The organism is Flavobacterium proteolyticum (genome assembly GCF_015223105.1).
In the GTDB taxonomy this organism is placed as follows: Bacteria; Bacteroidota; Bacteroidia; order Flavobacteriales; family Flavobacteriaceae; genus Flavobacterium; species Flavobacterium proteolyticum.
Genome location: NZ_JADFTZ010000001.1, coordinates 1,163,918 through 1,184,042, shown reverse-complemented (window position 1 = coordinate 1,184,042; position 20,125 = coordinate 1,163,918). Strand labels below are relative to the sequence as shown.

The following is a 20,125-nucleotide window of genomic DNA, read 5'->3' as shown; positions in this document are numbered from 1 at the left end:
ATGAAGAAGTTACTGTTTTTATTACTTTTTTCACCCCTACTCTTTGCCCAAGAAGGCATGTTTAGTAAAGATCCAATAATCAATAAAGAAAATTGGAACAAACAGCGCGTTCACTGGGGTTATTACCTTGGGTTTAATAGTTTGGATTTTAAATTTGATTATTTATCGGTTACTCAAGATATTGAAGTTCAATCTTCAACGGGTTTCAACGTGGGATTAATTGGCAATTTAAGATTAACGGAATTTTTAGATTTCCGTTTTGAACCGGGTTTATACATTACACAAAGAAATCTAATTTACCCTAATATTACCGACCCAGTTGATCGATTACGAGAAGTAAAATCAACCTATATTTTCTTTCCATTTTTGTTGAAATATTCTGCCTTACGTACTGGAAATGTACGTCCGTATCTTGTGGGTGGTTTATCTACTGCCTTAAATTTAGGCAGTAACGCCAAATCTCCAGATGACAATTACAACGATAGATTCCGAATGACAAAATGGTCGAATTTCTACGAAGTAGGATTTGGAATTGATTTATATTTTGAATATTTCGTGTTTTCACCTTCTATAAGAGGTGTTTTCAGTATGAAAGATGAATTAATTCGTGACAACACCCCAGGAAGTCCTTGGACTGGAAATGTTCAAGAAATGAAAACACGTGGCTTTTTCATCAATTTTGCATTCCACTAAAAAATTATTTTCGTTTAAATTCGCTTAAAATTATTGCGGTTGCAGTAGCCACATTAAGACTTTCTGTAACTTGAAGATTTCCAAATCTTGGAATAGCAATGCGCTCTGAAACTAATTTTTCAACCGAAGTTGAAATTCCGTTGGCTTCATTCCCCATGATAATGATTCCTTCTTTGGGTAATTCTTCTTGGTAAATGTTTTTTCCATCCATAAAAGTACCAAAAACCGGTAAATTAGTTTGTGATAAAAACGTTTCTAAATTTCCATACACCACATTTACTCTACTGATAGAACCCATTGTAGCTTGTACTACTTTAGGATTATAAATATCTACCGATTCTTCAGAACAAAACAACGTTTCAATTCCAAACCAATCACATAAACGAATAATTGTACCTAAATTTCCAGGATCGCGCACATCGTCTAAGGCAACGATTAGCCCTTTTTCAACCATTTCTTTTACTTTCGGAATTTTAAAAACAGCTAAACAAGTATTTGGTGTTGTTAAGGCACTGATTTTTTTTAATTCGGCTTCAGAAATGGCATGAACTTTGTTTTTTGGAACTGTAAGAAAATCTTGCTTTGTAGTAAACAAATCTTGCAATTCAAAGTTAGAATGTAACAATTCTTGAACTACCTTTACGCCTTCGGCAAAGAAAAGTTGTTCTTGTTTTCTATATTTTTTTTGTTGTAAACTCGTTATTAGTTTAATTTGGTTTTTACTAACCATAAAAATTGTATTTTTGACTAACTTTTAAAAAGTGCTTTGAGAAATAATTTATCAAAAATAACATTATTATTTGTAATCGGAACAATAATTTATTCGTGTTCGCAAGTTAAGCGAGTTCCCGAAAGTAAAAAATTATTGACCAAAAACGAGGTATTCGTAAATGACGAATTGGTAAAAGAGGATCGCGTTAATAATTTAGTGCTTCAACAACCTAATACTCGTTTTTTAAATTACCCTTTTGGTTTGTTGTTGTACAATGCGGCAAAACCAAATCCAGATTCTTCTTATCAAGCTTGGTTAAACCGTAAACCAAATAGAATTAAACGATTAAACCGATTTTTATCAGCAAAACAAGTAGCCCGTTTAGGAAACTCTTTTTTTGTTAGTGGAATACACAACTTCATGAAAGAAACTGGAGAAGCTCCAGTAATTATCGACGAGAAAAAAGCAGGCAGATCAAAAGATCGTCTTAGTGGTTATTATTACAACGATGGTTACATTCGAAATAAAGTAACCATGGAAGTAGATTCTGTAGGAAAGAAAAAAGGAAAAGTAGTTTATAAAGTAACCACAGGAAAACCTTACTTTATTGATTCAATCTCAAAAAATATAGAAACACCTGTTATTGATAGCTTATATTCGCTTCAAGAAAAAAAATCTTTTATAAAAAAAGGCGAGCGATACAGTTTCAATAATTTTGACACCGAAAGAAAAAGAATTACCCAATATTTAAGAAACAATGGTGTATATCATTTTCAAGAAAGCAATATAAAATATGACGCTATTATTGATGATTCTGTTCAAAAAATGGACATCAATTTAAAAATTGAAGATCGTTATGTAAAAGATGGTGATACTTTGACAAAACGTCCTTTTTCGGTATATAAAATTAGTCAGGTTAATATTTTTACCAACAATACTTCTAAAAAAGAACGCAATCAATTTAACGATAGTGTTACATACAAAAACTTCAATATTTACAGTGCTGGAAAATTAAAATACAAACCAAAAGCCATCACAAACGCCATTTTTATTGAAAAAGGGAAATTATTTAGTGATAATGACAGAACGTTAACTTCTAAATCATTAAGCAATTTAAAAGTATTTAACTACCCAAATATTGAGTACATTGAGGATCCAAATGATAGCACAAACACTTCACTTATTGCTAACATTTATTTGATGAGTAAACCAAAATACATTTGGCAGCCATCTCTTGATGTAACCACATCTGATGTTCAAGAATTTGGAATTAGCGGAAGAATGTCTTTTACTTGGCGAAACTTATTTAAAAGAGCCGAAATATTTGAGTTATCAGCAAAAGGAAACATTGGTTCATCAAAAGATTTAGCAAATCCAAACAATGTGTTTTTTAATATCTCTGAATATGGTTTAGAAGGAAAGCTTAGTTTTCCAAGAATTGTTTTTCCAGTAAACACTCGAAATATTATTAAAAAAGAAATGTTGCCAACTACCAATGCTAACATCGGTTTAACCAGTCAGCGAAACATTGGATTGGATAAAGAAAATTTAACTGGAGTATTTGGCTATAATTGGACTCCAAAACAAAAACACACTGTTCGATTTGACTTATTGAGTATACAATTTATCAAGAACTTAAATCCAGAAAATTATTTTAATGTTTATTCTTCTTCGTACAACACTTTAAATAATTTGGCTCAGACTTATAATGTTGATCCTCTAAATATAGAAAACGGAAATTTAACAACACAGGGCGCTATCAATTTCATTCAAGATGTTCAGGACGGAGCAACTTCTTTAACTCCAGGTGATAACGAATACAAAATTATTCGAAGTATTGGAGAAAGAAGAAAACGTTTAATTGAAAATAACTTAATTGTTTCTTCAGCACTTACCTTTTTTAGAAATACTAAAGCTAATTTATTAGACAATAACTTTTATTCCATACGAACAAAAATTGAATCGGCAGGAAATGTACTTTCATTGCTAGCTGACACAAAAAACGAATCTTTAAGTGCAAATGGTAATAAAACCATGTTTGGAATTGAATATTCTCAATACATAAAAGGAGAAATAGATTTCATTAAACACTGGGATTTTGGTAAGAAAAACACTTTAGCTATGCGTGCATTTGCAGGTTTAGCTGTACCGTATGGTAATGCACAATCGATTCCTTTTTCACGAAGTTATTTTTCGGGAGGTTCCAACGACAACAGAGGTTGGCAAGCCTATAGTTTAGGACCTGGAAGAAGTGGCGGTGTTAATGACTTTAACGAGGCCAATTTTAAATTAGCCTATAGTTTGGAATATCGTTTTAGAGTAGGAGGAAATTTCTACAGTGCTTTCTTTGCCGACATAGGAAACATTTGGAATTTATTCGATAACGTTACAGACAAAAACTATACTTTCAATGGATTTAGTTCTTTTGAAGACCTAGCATTTGGTTCAGGAATTGGACTACGATACGATTTTGATTTCTTTGTTTTCCGTTTCGATTTAGGCTACAAAGCTTACGACCCAGGAAGAGAAGTGGGCGACCGATGGATGAAAGGAGTCAACTTTAGCAAAACAGTGCTAAATTTTGGTATTAATTATCCGTTCTAATTTTTTAAATTATTATTTTTGCACAACTATATTAAAACAATCAACTATGAGTCACAATATTAAACCTGGTGTTGCTACCGGAGATCAAGTTCAAGAAATCTTTAAATATGCAAAACAAAAAGGATTTGCATTACCTGCTGTTAATGTTGTAGGATCTAGTACAATTAATGGAGTTTTGGAAACAGCTGCAAAACTAAACGCACCTGTAATCATTCAATTTTCTAATGGAGGAGCACAATTTAATGCTGGAAAAGGATTGTCAAATGAAAATCAAAAAGCAGCTATTTTAGGAGCAGTTGCTGGTGCGAAACACATTCATACTTTAGCAGAAGCTTATGGTGCTACGGTAATTTTACATACTGACCACTGTGCCAAAAATCTTTTACCATGGATTGATGGTTTATTAGATGCTTCTGAAAAACATTTTGCTGAAACTGGAAAACCATTATATAGTTCTCATATGATTGATTTATCTGAAGAACCAATCGAAGAGAACATCGAAATTTCTAAAAAATATTTAGAAAGAATGAGCAAAATGGGCATGACATTAGAAATCGAATTAGGAATAACAGGTGGTGAAGAAGATGGTGTGGATAATTCAGATGTAGATAGCTCAAAATTATATACACAACCTAGTGAAGTAGCTTATGCTTACGAAGAATTAATGAAAGTAAGTCCAAGATTTACTATCGCAGCTTCTTTTGGAAATGTGCATGGTGTTTACAAACCAGGAAATGTAAAATTAACTCCAAAAATTCTTAAAAACTCGCAAGAATACGTTCAAAATAAATTCAACACAGGAAATAACCCAGTTGATTTCGTTTTCCATGGCGGTTCTGGTTCTACGTTAGAAGAAATTAGGGAAGCTATTTCTTACGGAGTAATTAAAATGAACATTGACACCGATTTACAATTTGCTTTCACAGAAGGAATTCGTGATTACATGGTAAATAAAATTGATTACTTAAGAACACAAATCGGTAGCCCAGACGGAGCCGATAGTCCAAATAAAAAACACTACGATCCTAGAAAATGGGTTCGTGAAGGAGAAGTTACGTTCAATACAAGATTAGAACAAGCTTTTGCTGATTTAAATAACGTAAACACATTATAAATTTAGAATTTAGAATTTAGAATTTAGAAAAATCACTTCTAACTTCTAATTTCTAATTTCTGACTTCTAATTTCAAGAAATATGGCTTGGTTTAAAAGAAAAGAAAAAGGAATTACAACAGCTACTGAGGACAAAAAAGATGTTCCTAAAGGCTTATGGTATAAATCACCAACAGGAAAAATTGTTGATACTGATGAATTAGCAAGAAACTTATGGGTTAGCCCAGAAGATGATTTTCATGTTAGAATTGGTAGTAAAGAATATTTCGAAATTTTATTCGACAATAACGAATTCAAAGAATTAGATGCGAACTTAACATCTAAAGATCCATTAAAATTTGAAGACACTAAAAAATATAGCGATCGTTTAAAAGAGGTTATGGATAAAACCAAACTCAAAGATGCTATTCGTACAGGTGTTGGAAAATCAAAAGGGAAAGAATTAGTTGTTTCTTGTATGGATTTTGCTTTTATTGGTGGTTCTATGGGAGCAGTAGTAGGAGAAAAAATCGCAAGAGCTATCGATTATTCTATCAAAAACAAAGTACCATTTGTATTGATTTCTAAATCAGGTGGAGCACGTATGATGGAAGCTGCTTTCTCTTTGATGCAGTTAGCTAAAACATCAGCAAAATTAGCACAGTTAGCAGAAGAAAGAATTCCATACATTTCATTATGTACAGATCCAACAACGGGTGGAACAACAGCTTCTTATGCTATGCTTGGTGATATCAATATTGGAGAACCAGGAGCTTTAATTGGATTCGCTGGACCACGTATTGTAAGAGACACTACAGGTAAAGATTTACCAGAAGGTTTCCAAACCTCAGAATTCTTATTAGAGCATGGATTCTTAGATTTTATCGCTCACAGAAAAGAGTTGAAAAACAAAATTAACTTGTATTTGGATTTGATTCAAAATCAACCAATCAGATAAAACAAAAAATCCCGATAGTTTCCTATCGGGATTTTTTTTGTTCTTACTATTCTTAGAAAGTGTATTTAATTCCACCATAAATATTTCTACCAGGAGCGTTAATTCCTGAAGCAAATACTCGGTATTGTGTATCTAAAATATTTTCTACTCCAGCAAAAAGAGTTCCTCCTTTTAACACTTGGAAACCTGCTTTAAAGTTATAAGTTTCCCAAGCTGGCATACCATTAGCTGGTGCATATTGTGCATTATCTTCACCACTTGTTGAATAATCTTTACTATCCTTTTTACCATTGTATAACATATAACCTTCTAAATTAAGTTTGTTGTAGGTATAAGCTAACCCAACTTTACCAAAATAAGGCGCAATATGATCTAATGGACGTTGAGAACCATCCTCTACTACTCTACCAAGCGTATAATTGAAATTAGCACTAAATAATAAATCAGAAATGATGTAAGCACTTACGTTAGTTGAAAATCCAGTTACAAAAGCTTTTCCTTTATTTTGATTCGCTTTTACTTGAGCATCAAATCCGTTGTAGTTAACGATGCTTTGTCCGTTGTATGTAAAATCATCTGTTACAATGGCATCATACATTCTGGTATAGAAATACGTACTTTCTAATTTTATCCTTTTAGAATCAGATTGAATTACGATACCTAAATCTCCGGTAATTGTTTTTTCTGGTTTTAAATCTTCGTTTGGCACAATTAAAATACCTAATGAAGAAGAAGAACCCGCTTTTGATTCAAATACTTTTGCTAAGTCATCAATATTTGGCGCTCTAAATCCAGTAGCAATATTTCCTTTTAAAGCAAAGTTTTTTGATGTATTATGCGTAATCCCTAAAGTTCCACTATAAGTAAAGTTTCCTTGAGAAATTGAGTTAAAAGGTAAGGAAAATACAGAATTATCAGCAATTGTACTTTTTAAACTTGTATATCCCGCTCTAGCTCCTACGTTCCAGAATGTTTTATCAGAAATTTTTTCGTTGTAAGAAACATACAAATCATTACGCATCATATTGTTATCTCCGTTTGGATAACGCGTGTTGATATCAGTTACAACTCCCGTATTGATATTATTAGCATAAGCCGTTGATTTTAAAGTTTCATAGTACGATTCAAAACCATAAAACAATTCTCCTTTAGTAAATTTTTTATTTAAATCTAACGAAACCGAAAACATGTCTACATTTTCTTCGTTGTGTTGTAAATTGTAGTTCCCAAATCTTCTGTTATGACGACTTTCTTTTACATTTTGATACGCTACATTAACTTTTAAATCGCTATTTAAAAACGCTTTTCCTTTTTGTAATGAATAAACCGCCAACAATCTATCTTGTGGACCGTAATACCATTGTGCAAATTTTAATCCAGAACTAGTAGTTTCAGTTAATCTATCATAACGATTAATATTAGATGTCGTTGAATACTGTAAATTTAAACCGTGTACATATCCTGAATTTGTTTTGTAAGCAAATTTCTGCATGAAATTATACTGTTTGTAAGCCGACCCCACTTGTGTGTACTTATCATCATTTACATTTAATTGGTCAACGCCACCAACTGTTGAAACATAATTAGGTCTTTCTCCAAAGTAATCCCCATTATGATTTCTTTCTTTACCCATTTTTAAATCCCCAAAATCATTAAATGAAAAGAAAGTCAAGGAAGCAAACTTTGAAGTAGCATAATTTAAATTCAGAGCGACAGATTTTTCCTCATTTACACTACTATAACGCGTATTAACTCCACCCGTGAATTTGTTGTGAGCTTGATCTAAAAACTTAGCATTCTTAGTTGTCATTGCTACTGCTCCACCAAGTGCATCACTACCAAATAACGTAGAAGACGGACCATAAAAAACACCTACATTCTCTAACATATTTTCGTCAACTGTAATTACATTTTGCAAGTGACCTGCTCTGAATATTAAGTTATTCATTCTTACACCATCAACAGTGATTAAAACTCTACTTGCTTCAAATCCTCTAATCACAGGACTTCCACCGCCTTGTTGTGATTTTTGCACAAATAAGGCTCCTGAATTAGAAAGCATCTCAGCCGTACTTTGAAAGTTTTGAAAATCGATTTGTTTTGCTGTGATTACCTCAACTTGATTAGGTAATTGTGTATATTTTTTTGGAACTTTATTTGAAATTACCACTTCGCTCAATTCGGTTGTAGCGGTATCTTTTGCTGTTTGCGAAAACCCTAAAAAAGGTAACAACACAACAGCATAAAAAATAATTTTTTTCATTTTTATGGATTATTTATTCTTACTTAACTATGTGTTTAATGAGGAATTACTTTGTAATAGTATTCCAAATTAATTAAAAAATTAAGAATAAATATTTGGAGGAGGCGAATCTACAATTAAAGATTTTGATTGATAAAAACCTGCATACACATTAACCTTAGTTGGGCGGTTTTTATCTATAAAAGGGAACCATGAAAAAACAGGTTGAAAATAAACCGATTTATAAAACTTATAAAGTAAATTTTGTTTTTCTTTAGATTTCGAATCATGTTGATACACTCCAACCAAAAGTTCGTCTAATTGTTTGTTTAATTTCGTTTCTTTAAAATCCCACCAGCACCAATACTTGATAGAATCTTTTGAAACTACTTTATCTACAATATCATACATTTGATTGTTGAATTCAAACTCTTTTGAATGTTTCCATTGTAACTTTGTAGTCGTTTCAGCTTTGGCAAATTTTAAAAGAACCAATTCACTTTTATCAATACCCGCAATCATTTTCCATTTCACTTCTTTTTTAACAGCACGCTTTCTTTGCTGTAGCCACGAATAGGTTACAACAGCAGGCGCTATCAACATAAATAGCAAAAAAATACTAATGATTTGTTTTTTCAATTTGGGATATTAATCGCCAAATATAATAAAAATTACATTCCACTTCTAATAGCTTCTACAGGATCTAATTTAGAGGCCGAAATCGCAGGAATAATTCCCGAAATTAAACCAATTAACGCTGCTAAACCAGAACCTATTAACATATTAGATGCACTTAATACAAATTCAAAATCAAGAGCAGCTGAAAGTCCTATAGCAATAATCCAAACTAAAAACATGCCCACAATTCCTCCAATTAATGATAAAATAATAGCTTCAAACAAGAATTGAAACAAAATGAATTTATTTTTAGCACCTAATGCTTTTTGAATTCCGATTAAGTTGGTACGTTCTTTTACAGATACGAACATAATATTGGCTATACCAAAACCTCCTACTAAAAGTGAAAAGGCACTGATAATCCAACCAATCATATTCATTTGTCCTACGATATTATCAATAAAATCAGTAAATCCAGAAAGTACATTTAGGAAGAAATTATCAATTTCACCTGTTTTTAAACCTCTAAAAGATCTTAATTTTTGAGACAACTCGGCTTTAAATTCCTCAATATCAATTCCTTTTTCAGGTTTTATCAAAATAGCTGGTGTTAACATATCGCTATTATCACCATACATTTTTCTTAAGAAATTCACCGGAAAAAACACCGCAATATCACTACTATCACCAAACATTCCTTGACCTTGTTTTTTCAATACGCCAATAACAGTAAACTTTTGACCGTAAAGACGCACTTTTTTTCCGATAGGATCGCTATTTTCAAACAACCCAGTAGCTACTTCGCTTCCTATTACGATAACTGGACTTCCTGAATTGGATTCCGATTCGTTGAACAAACGTCCTTTGTCGATTTTAACTGGTTCGATATCAAAAAACTCAGAAGTTGACGGTTTTACACGAATTGAATTCACCGTTTTTGAATCGTACTTTATGCTTTCATTTCTTGTAAATAAATTGAACGACATCTTATCAATTCCGTTTACATTTCTTCTCAAATGTTCATATTCTTCATATGTTACATCTGGAAATTGCTCACGTTTCCAACGAGGTACTTCAGAAGGCCCAAATGAAAAACGAATTAGATATACGGTGTTCATATCCATATCACTCAAGTCTTCCTTGATTTTTTTATCCATAGAATCTACCGCAGCCAACACCGCAATAATGGAAAAAATACCAATAGTAACACCTAACAACGACAAAAGCGTACGTAATTTATTGTTGCGCAACGCATTGATGGCAAAACTGAAACTTTCTGAAAGTAATCGTAAATATAAAAGCATAATAATGAGCTATTACTAATAAGTAGAGCAACGAGGGAAAATGTTACAGTTGGAAGGAATTTATTTATATTTGGGAATAAAAATAAAACAGATGAAAAAAATAATTTTACTATTATTTGTTAGCTATTTTTTAATTTATTGCCAGAAAAAAACTGAGAAACTAACTCCTGTAAAATATATTTCAAAAATAAATATTGAAAAGCAAATATACTCTAAAGACAGTTTAACACTTGTTAGTTCTATTCAAAAAGATATTTCTGAACACAAAGGAGGTTATCATTCAAAAACTTTTGATGCTGAAACTTTAATTATTATAGACACTATTATGTATAGTCCAAATAATGAACGAATCTTCTTTTTTGTAATTACAAAGAGTCAAAATAAAAAACTATATCCTAAAGAAATGAGTGAACAAGAAATGAGTGAAGCCAGTAAATATTCTAACCTTGCTTTAGATGGATCTCATTTTCAAGGTAAAGCTTATGTGGCATACAAAAAAAATGATACAATTCTCAGGACACAATTTTATGGCATCACCACATCTGAATACGAAAACATTGAATCTGTAAGACAAAGACAAAGAAATATTTTTTTCAAAGAGTTTTCCGCAGTTAATGAAAAAGGTTATGAGTATAATGTTGACGACAAAAGATTTTGGGATAATGATTATTTTTGGGATAAAATGAATAGAGAACTGGAAAATGAAAAGGAATTTGAAGAAATGAAAATAACTAATCCTGAAAATATTTATGAAAACCCACGCTCGCGCTAGCGACCGAGACTAGATATAAGCTTAAAAACATTAACTATGAAAAAAACATTATTCTTAATTATCTCATTAACACTATTAAGTTGTAAACCAACGTTAAAACCAACTTATCAATCCAAATGTTTTATTCTAGGTGAAGCGGAGTATGTTTTAAAAATTAATGATAATGGTAAATTTCAATTTAAATCGCACTTGGGTGATACAATCAACGGAAACTGGACTTTATCAAAAGACACCTTAATACTTGACTCGGAATATTTCATAGAAACAACTTCATTTGATACAAAAAAAGACTCAATAGTAAAAAACACAAAATCTACAGAATTCGATAAGCAAGAAAAATATTTATTAAAAAGAAAAAAGTTATTTTTAATTACGAAAAACGGAATTTCAAAAGAATGTTATTTGAAATGATTTATTTGAAATATTAAAAATCCCTTCCAATAAAGTTTGACTTTTTTAAGAAGTATAACTACTTTTGCACCACGAAAACAACAACATTTATCTGAGACTATTCAGATTCAACAACACAACACCATGAACACAACAAAAAAAATTGCTTCGGCATTGATTTCTGTATTTGACAAAAACGGTTTAGAACCTATTGTTAAAGCCCTTCACCAAAACAATGTAACCATTTATTCTACCGGCGGAACTGAAACTTTTATTAAAGATTTAGGTATTCCAGTAGTTGCTGTAGAAGATATTACGGCTTTTCCTGAAATTTTAGGAGGAAGAGTAAAAACCTTGCATCCAAAAATCTTCGGTGGTATTTTAAACCGTCAAGATCATGCGGGTGATGTGGAACAAATGAAAGAATTCAACATTCCGCAAATCGATTTAGTGATTGTGGATTTGTATCCGTTTGAAAAAACCGTTGCTTCTGGTGCGAGCGAACAAGATATTATCGAAAAAATCGATATCGGTGGTATTTCGTTAATTAGAGCGGCAGCAAAAAATTTCAAAGACACTGTAATTGTTCCTTCAGTTGAACAATACGCACCATTTTTGAATTTCTATACTGAAAACAACGGCGCTACCACTTTAGAAAACAGAAAATTATTAGCTTCAAGAGCTTTTAATGTTTCTTCACATTATGATTCGGCTATTTTCAACTACTTCAATCAAGTTTTTGAAGAACCGGTTTTAAAAATCAGCAAGCAAAACGGAAATGTATTGCGTTATGGTGAAAATCCACATCAAAAAGGATTTTTCTATGGTGATTTTGATAAAATGTTCACCAAAGTTCACGGAAAAGAATTGTCGTACAACAATTTACTAGACGTTGATGCGGCTGTGAATTTAATGAACGAATTCAAAAACGACAATCCAACTTTTGCGATTTTAAAACACAATAATGCTTGTGGTTTAGCTACAAGAAATACGATGAAAGAAGCATATTTAGATGCTTTAGCAGGTGATCCAACTTCAGCTTTCGGAGGCGTTTTAATTGCAAATGGTAAAATTGATGTAGCTACAGCAAACGAAATCAACCAATTATTCTGTGAAGTAGTAATTGCTCCAGCGTATGACCAAGAAGCGATTGATATTTTAGAAGAAAAGAAAAACAGAATTATCTTAATTTTGAACGACGTTGAATTACCTCAAACAACCGTAAGAACTTGTTTAAACGGAGTTTTAGTTCAAGATAAAGACAACGTTACCGATTCAAAAGACCATTTAAAAACGGTTACAACAGCAGTTCCAACAGCAGAAGAAATCGAAGATTTATTGTTTGCTTCAAAAATTTGCAAACACACCAAATCAAACACCATTGTATTTGCAAAAAACAAACAATTGTGTGCTTCTGGAACTGGACAAACTTCAAGAGTTGATGCGTTAAGACAAGCGATTGAAAAAGCGACTTCATTTGAATTTGATTTAACTGGAGCGGTTATGGCAAGTGATGCCTTCTTCCCCTTCCCAGACTGTGTAGAAATTGCAAACAAAGCTGGAATTACTGCGGTAATTCAGCCAGGAGGTTCAATTAAAGATGAATTGAGCATCAATTATTGTAATGATAATAATATGGCAATGGTATTCACTGGAATTCGTCATTTTAAACATTAAAATTTCACTTACAAAATATATTTTGGAAGCGCATTAAAATATTTTGTTTAATGCGCTTTTTATTTGTATTTATTCCAGATTATTTTTATAATTTTGCGAGTTGAATACAATTATACAAAAAACGCTAAACCCTTATCAAACTTATGGGATTTTTTGATTTCATGACCGAGGATATCGCAATCGACCTTGGTACCGCAAATACTCTAATCATTCACAACGATAAAGTCGTGATTGACAGTCCATCTATCGTTGCAAGAGACCGAATTACTGGCAAAATTATTGCTGTAGGTAAAGAGGCTAACATGATGCAAGGTAAAACACATGAAAACATCAAAACCATTCGTCCGCTGAAAGATGGGGTTATTGCTGATTTTGATGCGTCGGAACAAATGATAAAAATGTTTATCAAAAGTATTCCTGCGTTAAAAAAGAAATTGTTTACACCAGCGCTTCGTATGGTAATTTGTATTCCTTCGGGAATTACCGAAGTGGAAATGCGTGCAGTAAAAGAATCTGCTGAGCGTGTTAATGGTAAAGAAGTATATTTGATTCATGAACCTATGGCGGCAGCAATTGGTATCGGTTTAGATATTATGCAACCAAAAGGAAACATGATTGTAGATATCGGAGGTGGTACTACAGAAATTGCAGTTATCGCTCTTGGTGGAATTGTTTGTGATAAATCGGTTAAAATTGCCGGAGACGTTTTCACAAATGATATCATCTATTACATGAGAACGCAACACAATTTATTTGTTGGAGAAACTACCGCTGAAAAAGTAAAAATCCAAATTGGTGCAGCTACTGAAGATTTAGACAGCCCACCAGAAGATATGGCAGTTGACGGAAGAGACTTATTAACCGGAAAACCAAAACGTGTTGATGTATCGTACCGAGAAATTGCAAAAGCATTAGACAAATCGATTCAACGTATTGAAGATGCGGTTATGGAAACCTTATCACAAACGCCACCTGAATTATCTGCCGATATTTACAACACAGGTATTTACTTAGCAGGTGGAGGTTCGATGTTAAGAGGTTTAGACAAACGAATTTCAATGAAAACAGATTTACCTGTTTACATCGCAGAAGATCCTTTAAGAGCCGTTGTAAGAGGAACGGGAATGACCTTAAAGAACATCAACAAATACAAAGGAATCCTGATTAAATAAAAAATAGTCCATGCAGCAAATAATTAATTTTATCATAAAAAACAGCCATCGATTGCTGTTTTTGCTGCTTTTGGGCATCTCATTTTCTTTGGTTGTAAAATCGCATTCCTATCATCGTAGTGAGTATGTAAATTCAGCCAACGCTGTTACTGGAGCATACTATGAAAAAGTGAATGAGGTAAATGAATATTTCAGTTTAAAGCAAAAAAACAAAGATTTAGCTTCAGAAAATGCTTTATTGAAAGAATTGCTTTTCAACAAAAAAGACACCATTTTAACTTCTAAAACGTTATTTAGAAACGACCTCAACAATTACAATGTCGTGGTAGCTAAAGTGGTAAAAAACAGCTTCAATACAAGAGAAAACTACATTACCATTAACTCAGGAAAGAATTCAAAAATTGAGATTGATATGGGAGTGGTAAATGACAAAGGGATTGTTGGTATTATAGAAAAGACTTCTGCAAATTATTCAACTATTTTAAGTGTCTTAAATACAAAATCAAAAATTCATGCTAAGATTAAAAACTCAGAACATTTTGGAACTTTAATTTGGGATGGAAGAAATGTTGGATTTGCACAACTAATCGATGTTCCAAGATTAGCTTCATTAAAACATGGAGATTCAATTGTAACTGGTTCAAATTCTGAGATTTTCCCTGAAAATATCCCGATTGGAAAAATTGACAAAATTTTCATCGACAAGAAAACAAATTATTACACCATCAATATTCGTTTATTCAATGACATGACATCGTTAGGCTATGTTTACGTTATTGAAAATAAAAGAAAAAAAGAGAAACAACAATTAGAAGTAGCAACCACAGCACCAAAACAATAAGTGAACAATAGTATTTTAAATAGCATCCGATTTGTCGTTTTCTTAGCCCTTCAGGTTTTAATATTTAACAATATTAACTTGTTTGGTTACTTAAACCCGTATCCATATGTTTTATTTATTCTACTATATCCTGTAAACAGTAATAAAAGTGTTTTGCTACTTGGAAGTTTTGCTATGGGAATTCTTTTAGATATGTTTTGTAATTCGGGCGGAATTCACACGATGGCATCTTTAGTTTTGGCTTACATAAGACCATCGCTTTTTAAATTTGCATTTGGATTAAGTTACGAATATCAAACTGTAAAAATTGCGGATAAAATTTCACCTGAACGAATTACTTTATTACTACTAGCTATATTTATTCATCATTTTGTTATGTTCTTTTTTGAATATTACCGATTTGATTTGATTTTAACGATACTTACTCGTACACTATTCAGTACGCTTTTTACGTTTATTATTTGTTTGCTAACACTTTTTATAATTAAGCCGAGTAGACGATGAGAAAAGCTGTTTTACCTGCCGTAATCATTATTACTTCCCTTCTTCTGATTGTTCGAATTTTCTATCTTCAAGTAATTGATGAAAATTTAAAATTACAATCGGAGAATAATGCTATTAAAAAAGTATTTGATTTCCCGGAGAGAGGTTATATCTATGATCGTAATGGTAAGCTTTTGGTTGCCAATCAGCCATCATATGACATCATGGTAGTTCCGAGAGAAATAAAAAATATTGACACGACTGAATTTTGTAATTTACTTCACATTACCAAAGAGTATTTTATCAAAAAAATTGAAAAAGCAAACGTATATAGTCCTAGACTTCCTTCCGTATTCTTGTCACAATTAAACAAGGCAGAATATGCAGCTTTTCAAGAAAAAGAAAGAAAATTCGAAGGATTTTATACACAAAAGCGTTCACTTCGTGATTATCAAGTAAATGTTGGGGCAAACGTTTTTGGTTTTATAACACAAGTTAATGAAGCCATCCTAAAAAAGAACAAGTACTACAATAGTGGTGATTTAATAGGAAAACAAGGCGTTGAGCAACAATATGAAGAAACATTAAGAGGAATTAAAGGAGTAAAATATTTACTTCGCGACAAGCATAATAAAATTATTGGTCCTTATAAAAATGGGCAATTTGACACCATTGCGCAACAAGGAAAAGACTTAACTTTAACTATCGATTACGAGCTTCAGAAATACGGAACCGAATTAATGGTTAACAAAAGAGGAGGAATTGTGGCGCTTGAACCAAAAACAGGTGAGATTTTAGCTTTGGTTACAGCTCCTACTTATGACCCTGCATTGTTAGTAGGAAGACAACGTTCTAAAAACTACACAGCTCTTTATCATGATTCCATTGCTAAGCCTTTATATGACAGAGGACTTCAAGCTACATATCCACCAGGTTCTCCATTTAAAATTATAACCGGTTTAATTGGATTACAAGAAGAAGTAATTGATGAACAATCCACTTTTTATTGTAATCATGGAGCAAATTTCGGACGATTTATGAAATGCCATTGTGGTTTACATACCTTACAATTGAACAACGGTACTTATAAATCATGTAACAGTTATTTTGGAAACACATACAAAAGAACCATTGAAAAATATAAAGATTCATATTACAGTGTAGACAATTGGGCTAACCACGTAAAAAGTTTTGGATTAGGTCAATTTTTAGGAACCGATATGCCAATTGGATCAAAAGGATTAGTTCCAGATTCTAAAATGTACAAAAGAATGTACAATGGCGCCAAAATTAGAAGTTCGTATATTATTTCAAATTCTATTGGTCAGGGAGAAGTTTCTACTTCAACCTTACAATTGGCTAATATGATGGCAGTAGTAGCAAATAAAGGATATTACTACACCCCTCACATTGTAAAAAAGATTAAAGGAGAAGTTTTAGATAAAAAGTTTACCACAAAACATTATTCTACAATCGACAAACAATATTTTACACCCATGATTCAAGGCTTGGCGGATGTTTACAATGTAGGTACTGCTTCAAATTTAAAAGTGCAAGGTTTAGAGCTTTGTGGAAAAACAGGAACAGCTGAAAATAAAATTAGAGTTGCTGGAAAAACCTATCAATTAAAAGACCACTCTATATTTGTTGCATTTGCGCCAAAAGAAAATCCAACAATTGCTATTGCTGTAGTTGTTGAAAATGGATATTGGGGTAACCGATGGGCAGGGCCTATTGCAACCTTAATGGCCGAAAAATATGTAACTGGAAAAATCACCAGAAAAGATTTAGAAACCACCATGCTTAATGGAAGTTTATTAGAAGAATATAAAAGAATTGAAAACATCATCTTTCAAAGAAAAGTTGACCCTACAAAAGTTCAAGATTCTTTAAATAAAATAAAAGTAGAAATAAGCGACGCCAAAAAAGAAGAGGAAGAAAACTAAATGAAAAATCAAAGCGTAGGAAATAGAATTGATTATATCAGCATATTACTTTACATAGTTTTAGTAATTATGGGCTGGATGACTATTTATTCTGCCTCTTTACCATTAGAAGAAACTTCTATTTTTGATATTTCACAAATCTACGGTCGTCAAATGCTTTTTATAGGATTAACGATTCCTTTGATACTAGTAATTTTATTCAGTGATGCCAAGATATTTGAACGCCTATCTTTTGTTTTTTATGGTGTGGGAATTCTTCTTTTACTTGGACTTTTTGTTTTTGGTGTTACTAAAAAAGGACAAACCAACTGGTATCAATTTGGCGGATTTGGTTTTCAACCATCAGAATTCGTGAAAACTGCAACCGCTTTGTTGTTGGCAAAATACTTAAGTTATTCGCAAATAAATTTAAAATATACCAAACATCAAATTATAGGTTTAGCAATCGTGGGCATCCCCGTATTACTAATATTAATGCAACCCGATGCTGGTAGTGCTATGATTTTTATTTCACTAATCTTTGTTTTAAATCGTGAAGGATTGCCTAGTTGGTACTTTTTTTCAGGTATTATAGCTATTGCATTATTCTTTTTATCGTTAGTAATTGAACCCGCATACTTGATTGGTATTATTTTCATTATAATGGTAATCCATTATATATTCAATAGAAAAATTTCTAGGAACCCAATTGTTTATGGACTACTTTACTTAGTAATGGCAGGATTTGCTTTCTCGGTAAGTTATGTTTATGACAGTGTTTTAGAACCACATCAAAAAGACCGTATTAATGTTTTAATTGGTGATGATGTTGATATGAAACGAGAAGGTTACAATCTTAATCAGTCGATGATTGCTATTGGTTCTGGAGGCTTACTTGGAAAAGGCTATTTAGAAGGAACACAAACAAAAGGAGGATTCGTACCTGAACAACACACCGATTACATCTTTACTACTGTAGGCGAAGAATGGGGATTTGTAGGAAGTATCACGGTAATTCTTTTATTTGTTGCCTTATTTTTAAGAATAATTTACTTAGCCGAAAATCAGAAAACAAAATTTAGTAGGGTTTATGGCTATTGCGTGGCAACTTATTTATTTACGCATTTCTTTGTAAATATTGCCATGTTGATTAAATTATTCCCAACAATTGGAGTACCACTTCCCTTTTTCTCATACGGTGGTTCGAGTTTATGGGCATTTACCATTTTACTATTTATCTTTATTAAGCTTGACGCTAATAAAGTAAATGAATGGTAATTAGAAACTCCAATCTTTATAATCAGATTTCGACTCCATTTTATTTTCAATTTCGTCTGGCAAATTTGGATAAAAATCAATTCCAGTCATCTTTTCAATTTCATCAACAGAAACAACAAATTCATACAAAGGATTGTTAGAATTTTTATGAGGTACTAAAAAACCAATCATTTTGGTTCCATCTTTAGATAAAAGTACTTTATAAAAATAATTAGGAACTGAAACCTTTTCTTTTCCTATTGTTTTCAAATTATCAATTAAAACACCACCTGTAACAATATATAATCCATCGTTTTTTGTAGCCCAATATCTCACTTTTTCTTCTAAACGATTCCAAACACCCGAATTGAATTCATGCTCTTGTGGACTAATATTAGAAGTAAAGAAAGTCTCATTATATTCATCTAATGTTTCTTTTCTATCTCCAGCTGGACACAAGTGACCCTTATCGTAACCCGATTTTTTATAATTTCTCCAATCTGCTGATTCTGTTTTTACTAATGGATCTTGTTCGAAAAAAGGCCGATCATAATTAGTAGTTTTTACATCATCACTATCTAAACAATATGCCACCCATTCGCTTTGTTCATGAGCTTCTGAATATGAAAAAGCATAAGTATTACGTTTGTAAACATCGCTTGTGGTTGATGTTGGCAGAAAATCAAAATCACTAGAAATCACATTTTTACTTACTAAAACTTCCTTGTTTTCAAGTGAATTCTCATTATTTACATCAAATTCTTTACAAGAGAATAGTGAGATAACTAATAGGATATAAAGGGTTCTTATCATGATTTGGCTTAGTTTTTGTTACCTTTGTAAAGATAATTTTAAAATCGAAGATCATGAAAATAAAATTTTTAATTTTAGTGGGTTTATTTAGTTTACAAGCCACATTAGCTCAAGAAACTGTAATAGATAGTGTAAAAGTAAAACAAGAAAAGCTACTACTTGAACAACAAAAAGCGGAAAAAGAAAGAATAAAAGCAGAAGAAAAAATAATTAAAGAACAACAAAAGACAGAAAAAGAACGTCAAAAAGCTTTGAAAGAAGCAGAAAAAGCTCAGAAAAAGGCAGAAAAAGAATTAAAGCAAGCTCAAAAAGCGATTGCTCAAAGAGAAAAAGCCAAAAAGAACATAGAAAAAGCTAAATCTAAAATGGAAGACAACAAAAAAGATTTAGAAAAAGATAAAGAGAAATTTGAAAAGCTTAGAAGAAAAGGAAAATTAAACACTGAAGAAGAGTTAAAATGGAGAGAGAAAATTCTTAAAAAAGAAAACAAAGCTTTAGAACTTCAATTAGACTTAGAAAAAGCACAAAACAAACTTGATAAACTAGATTAATAAAAAAAATCCCGATTCAAA

18 protein-coding genes are annotated in these 20,125 nt (G+C 31.9%); 13 read left to right on the top strand and 5 right to left on the bottom strand.

The window, feature by feature from the left end; all coding sequences use genetic code 11:
* Entirely contained in the window at positions 1–693 is a 693-nt protein-coding gene (porT, locus tag IM755_RS05130) for a type IX secretion/gliding motility protein PorT/SprT (RefSeq protein ID WP_194094268.1), read from the top strand.
* 4 nt (positions 694–697) lie between these two features.
* On the opposite strand, the gene IM755_RS05125 is transcribed toward porT, so the two are convergent.
* Positions 698–1,423: a TrmH family RNA methyltransferase gene (locus IM755_RS05125; protein WP_194094266.1), complete on the bottom strand. Its 726-nt coding sequence runs from the start codon at positions 1,421–1,423 to the stop codon at positions 698–700.
* Positions 1,424–1,459: 36 nt separating this feature from the next.
* Between IM755_RS05125 and tamL the strand changes: the two genes are divergently transcribed.
* From tamL to accD, 3 genes are all read left to right on the top strand, one after another.
* On the top strand, positions 1,460–4,009 hold the full coding sequence (gene tamL / locus IM755_RS05120; RefSeq protein ID WP_194094263.1) for a translocation and assembly module lipoprotein TamL: 2,550 nt from the start codon (positions 1,460–1,462) through the stop codon (positions 4,007–4,009).
* 46 nt (positions 4,010–4,055) lie between these two features.
* A complete protein-coding gene (gene fbaA, locus IM755_RS05115) occupies positions 4,056–5,123 on the top strand; it encodes a class II fructose-bisphosphate aldolase (RefSeq protein WP_194094261.1) in 1,068 nt (355 codons plus the stop codon).
* Positions 5,124–5,204: 81 nt separating this feature from the next.
* On the top strand, positions 5,205–6,059 hold the full coding sequence (gene accD, locus IM755_RS05110) for an acetyl-CoA carboxylase, carboxyltransferase subunit beta (protein ID WP_194094258.1): 855 nt from the start codon (positions 5,205–5,207) through the stop codon (positions 6,057–6,059).
* 52 nt (positions 6,060–6,111) lie between these two features.
* Here the strand turns inward: accD and IM755_RS05105 are convergent, their stop codons facing one another.
* The 3 genes from IM755_RS05105 to IM755_RS05095 all read right to left on the bottom strand — a co-directional run bounded on the left by IM755_RS05105 (position 6,112) and on the right by IM755_RS05095 (position 10,223).
* A complete protein-coding gene (locus IM755_RS05105) occupies positions 6,112–8,322 on the bottom strand; it encodes a TonB-dependent receptor plug domain-containing protein (RefSeq protein ID WP_194094256.1) in 2,211 nt (736 codons plus the stop codon).
* 81 nt (positions 8,323–8,403) lie between these two features.
* Positions 8,404–8,940, bottom strand: coding sequence for a hypothetical protein (locus tag IM755_RS05100; protein ID WP_194094254.1), 537 nt, complete (start codon positions 8,938–8,940; stop codon positions 8,404–8,406).
* A gap of 32 nt (positions 8,941–8,972) precedes the next feature.
* A complete protein-coding gene (locus tag IM755_RS05095) occupies positions 8,973–10,223 on the bottom strand; it encodes an ABC transporter permease (RefSeq protein WP_194094251.1) in 1,251 nt (416 codons plus the stop codon).
* A 91-nt stretch (positions 10,224–10,314) separates the two neighbouring features.
* Here IM755_RS05095 and IM755_RS05090 point away from each other — a divergent pair, with 91 nt between their 5' ends.
* The 8 genes from IM755_RS05090 (at position 10,315) to rodA (ending at position 18,761) form a co-directional block, all read left to right on the top strand.
* Entirely contained in the window at positions 10,315–10,995 is a 681-nt protein-coding gene (locus IM755_RS05090; RefSeq protein ID WP_194094249.1) for a hypothetical protein, read from the top strand.
* A 36-nt stretch (positions 10,996–11,031) separates the two neighbouring features.
* Entirely contained in the window at positions 11,032–11,406 is a 375-nt protein-coding gene (locus tag IM755_RS05085; RefSeq protein ID WP_194094247.1) for a hypothetical protein, read from the top strand.
* A gap of 123 nt (positions 11,407–11,529) precedes the next feature.
* Entirely contained in the window at positions 11,530–13,062 is a 1,533-nt protein-coding gene (gene purH / locus IM755_RS05080) for a bifunctional phosphoribosylaminoimidazolecarboxamide formyltransferase/IMP cyclohydrolase (protein WP_194094245.1), read from the top strand.
* A gap of 143 nt (positions 13,063–13,205) precedes the next feature.
* A complete protein-coding gene (locus tag IM755_RS05075; protein WP_026725280.1) occupies positions 13,206–14,234 on the top strand; it encodes a rod shape-determining protein in 1,029 nt (342 codons plus the stop codon).
* 10 nt (positions 14,235–14,244) lie between these two features.
* Positions 14,245–15,075 carry a rod shape-determining protein MreC gene (gene mreC, locus IM755_RS05070; protein WP_194094243.1) on the top strand — a complete coding sequence of 277 codons (831 nt, stop codon included), beginning with the start codon at positions 14,245–14,247 and terminating at the stop codon, positions 15,073–15,075.
* Complete coding sequence (locus IM755_RS05065) at positions 15,076–15,579, top strand: rod shape-determining protein MreD (RefSeq protein ID WP_194094241.1); 504 nt, start codon at positions 15,076–15,078, stop codon at positions 15,577–15,579. It begins immediately after the preceding gene.
* Positions 15,576–17,504, top strand: a complete 1,929-nt coding sequence (locus IM755_RS05060; RefSeq protein ID WP_194094239.1) for a peptidoglycan D,D-transpeptidase FtsI family protein — start codon at positions 15,576–15,578, stop codon at positions 17,502–17,504. Before IM755_RS05065 ends, IM755_RS05060 begins: the two co-directional genes overlap by 4 nt.
* The gene (rodA, locus tag IM755_RS05055; protein WP_194094236.1) at positions 17,505–18,761 is read left to right on the top strand and encodes a rod shape-determining protein RodA; all 1,257 of its coding nucleotides are present in this window, start codon (positions 17,505–17,507) and stop codon (positions 18,759–18,761) included. It abuts the gene before it with no gap.
* Here the strand turns inward: rodA and IM755_RS05050 are convergent, their stop codons facing one another.
* Positions 18,762–19,553 (bottom strand): DNA/RNA non-specific endonuclease, encoded by a 792-nt coding sequence (locus IM755_RS05050; protein ID WP_194094234.1) that lies wholly within the window; start codon positions 19,551–19,553, stop codon positions 18,762–18,764.
* Between the two features lie 53 nt (positions 19,554–19,606).
* Here IM755_RS05050 and IM755_RS05045 point away from each other — a divergent pair, with 53 nt between their 5' ends.
* A complete protein-coding gene (locus tag IM755_RS05045) occupies positions 19,607–20,104 on the top strand; it encodes a hypothetical protein (protein ID WP_194094232.1) in 498 nt (165 codons plus the stop codon).
* Positions 20,105–20,125 lie beyond the last annotated feature (21 nt).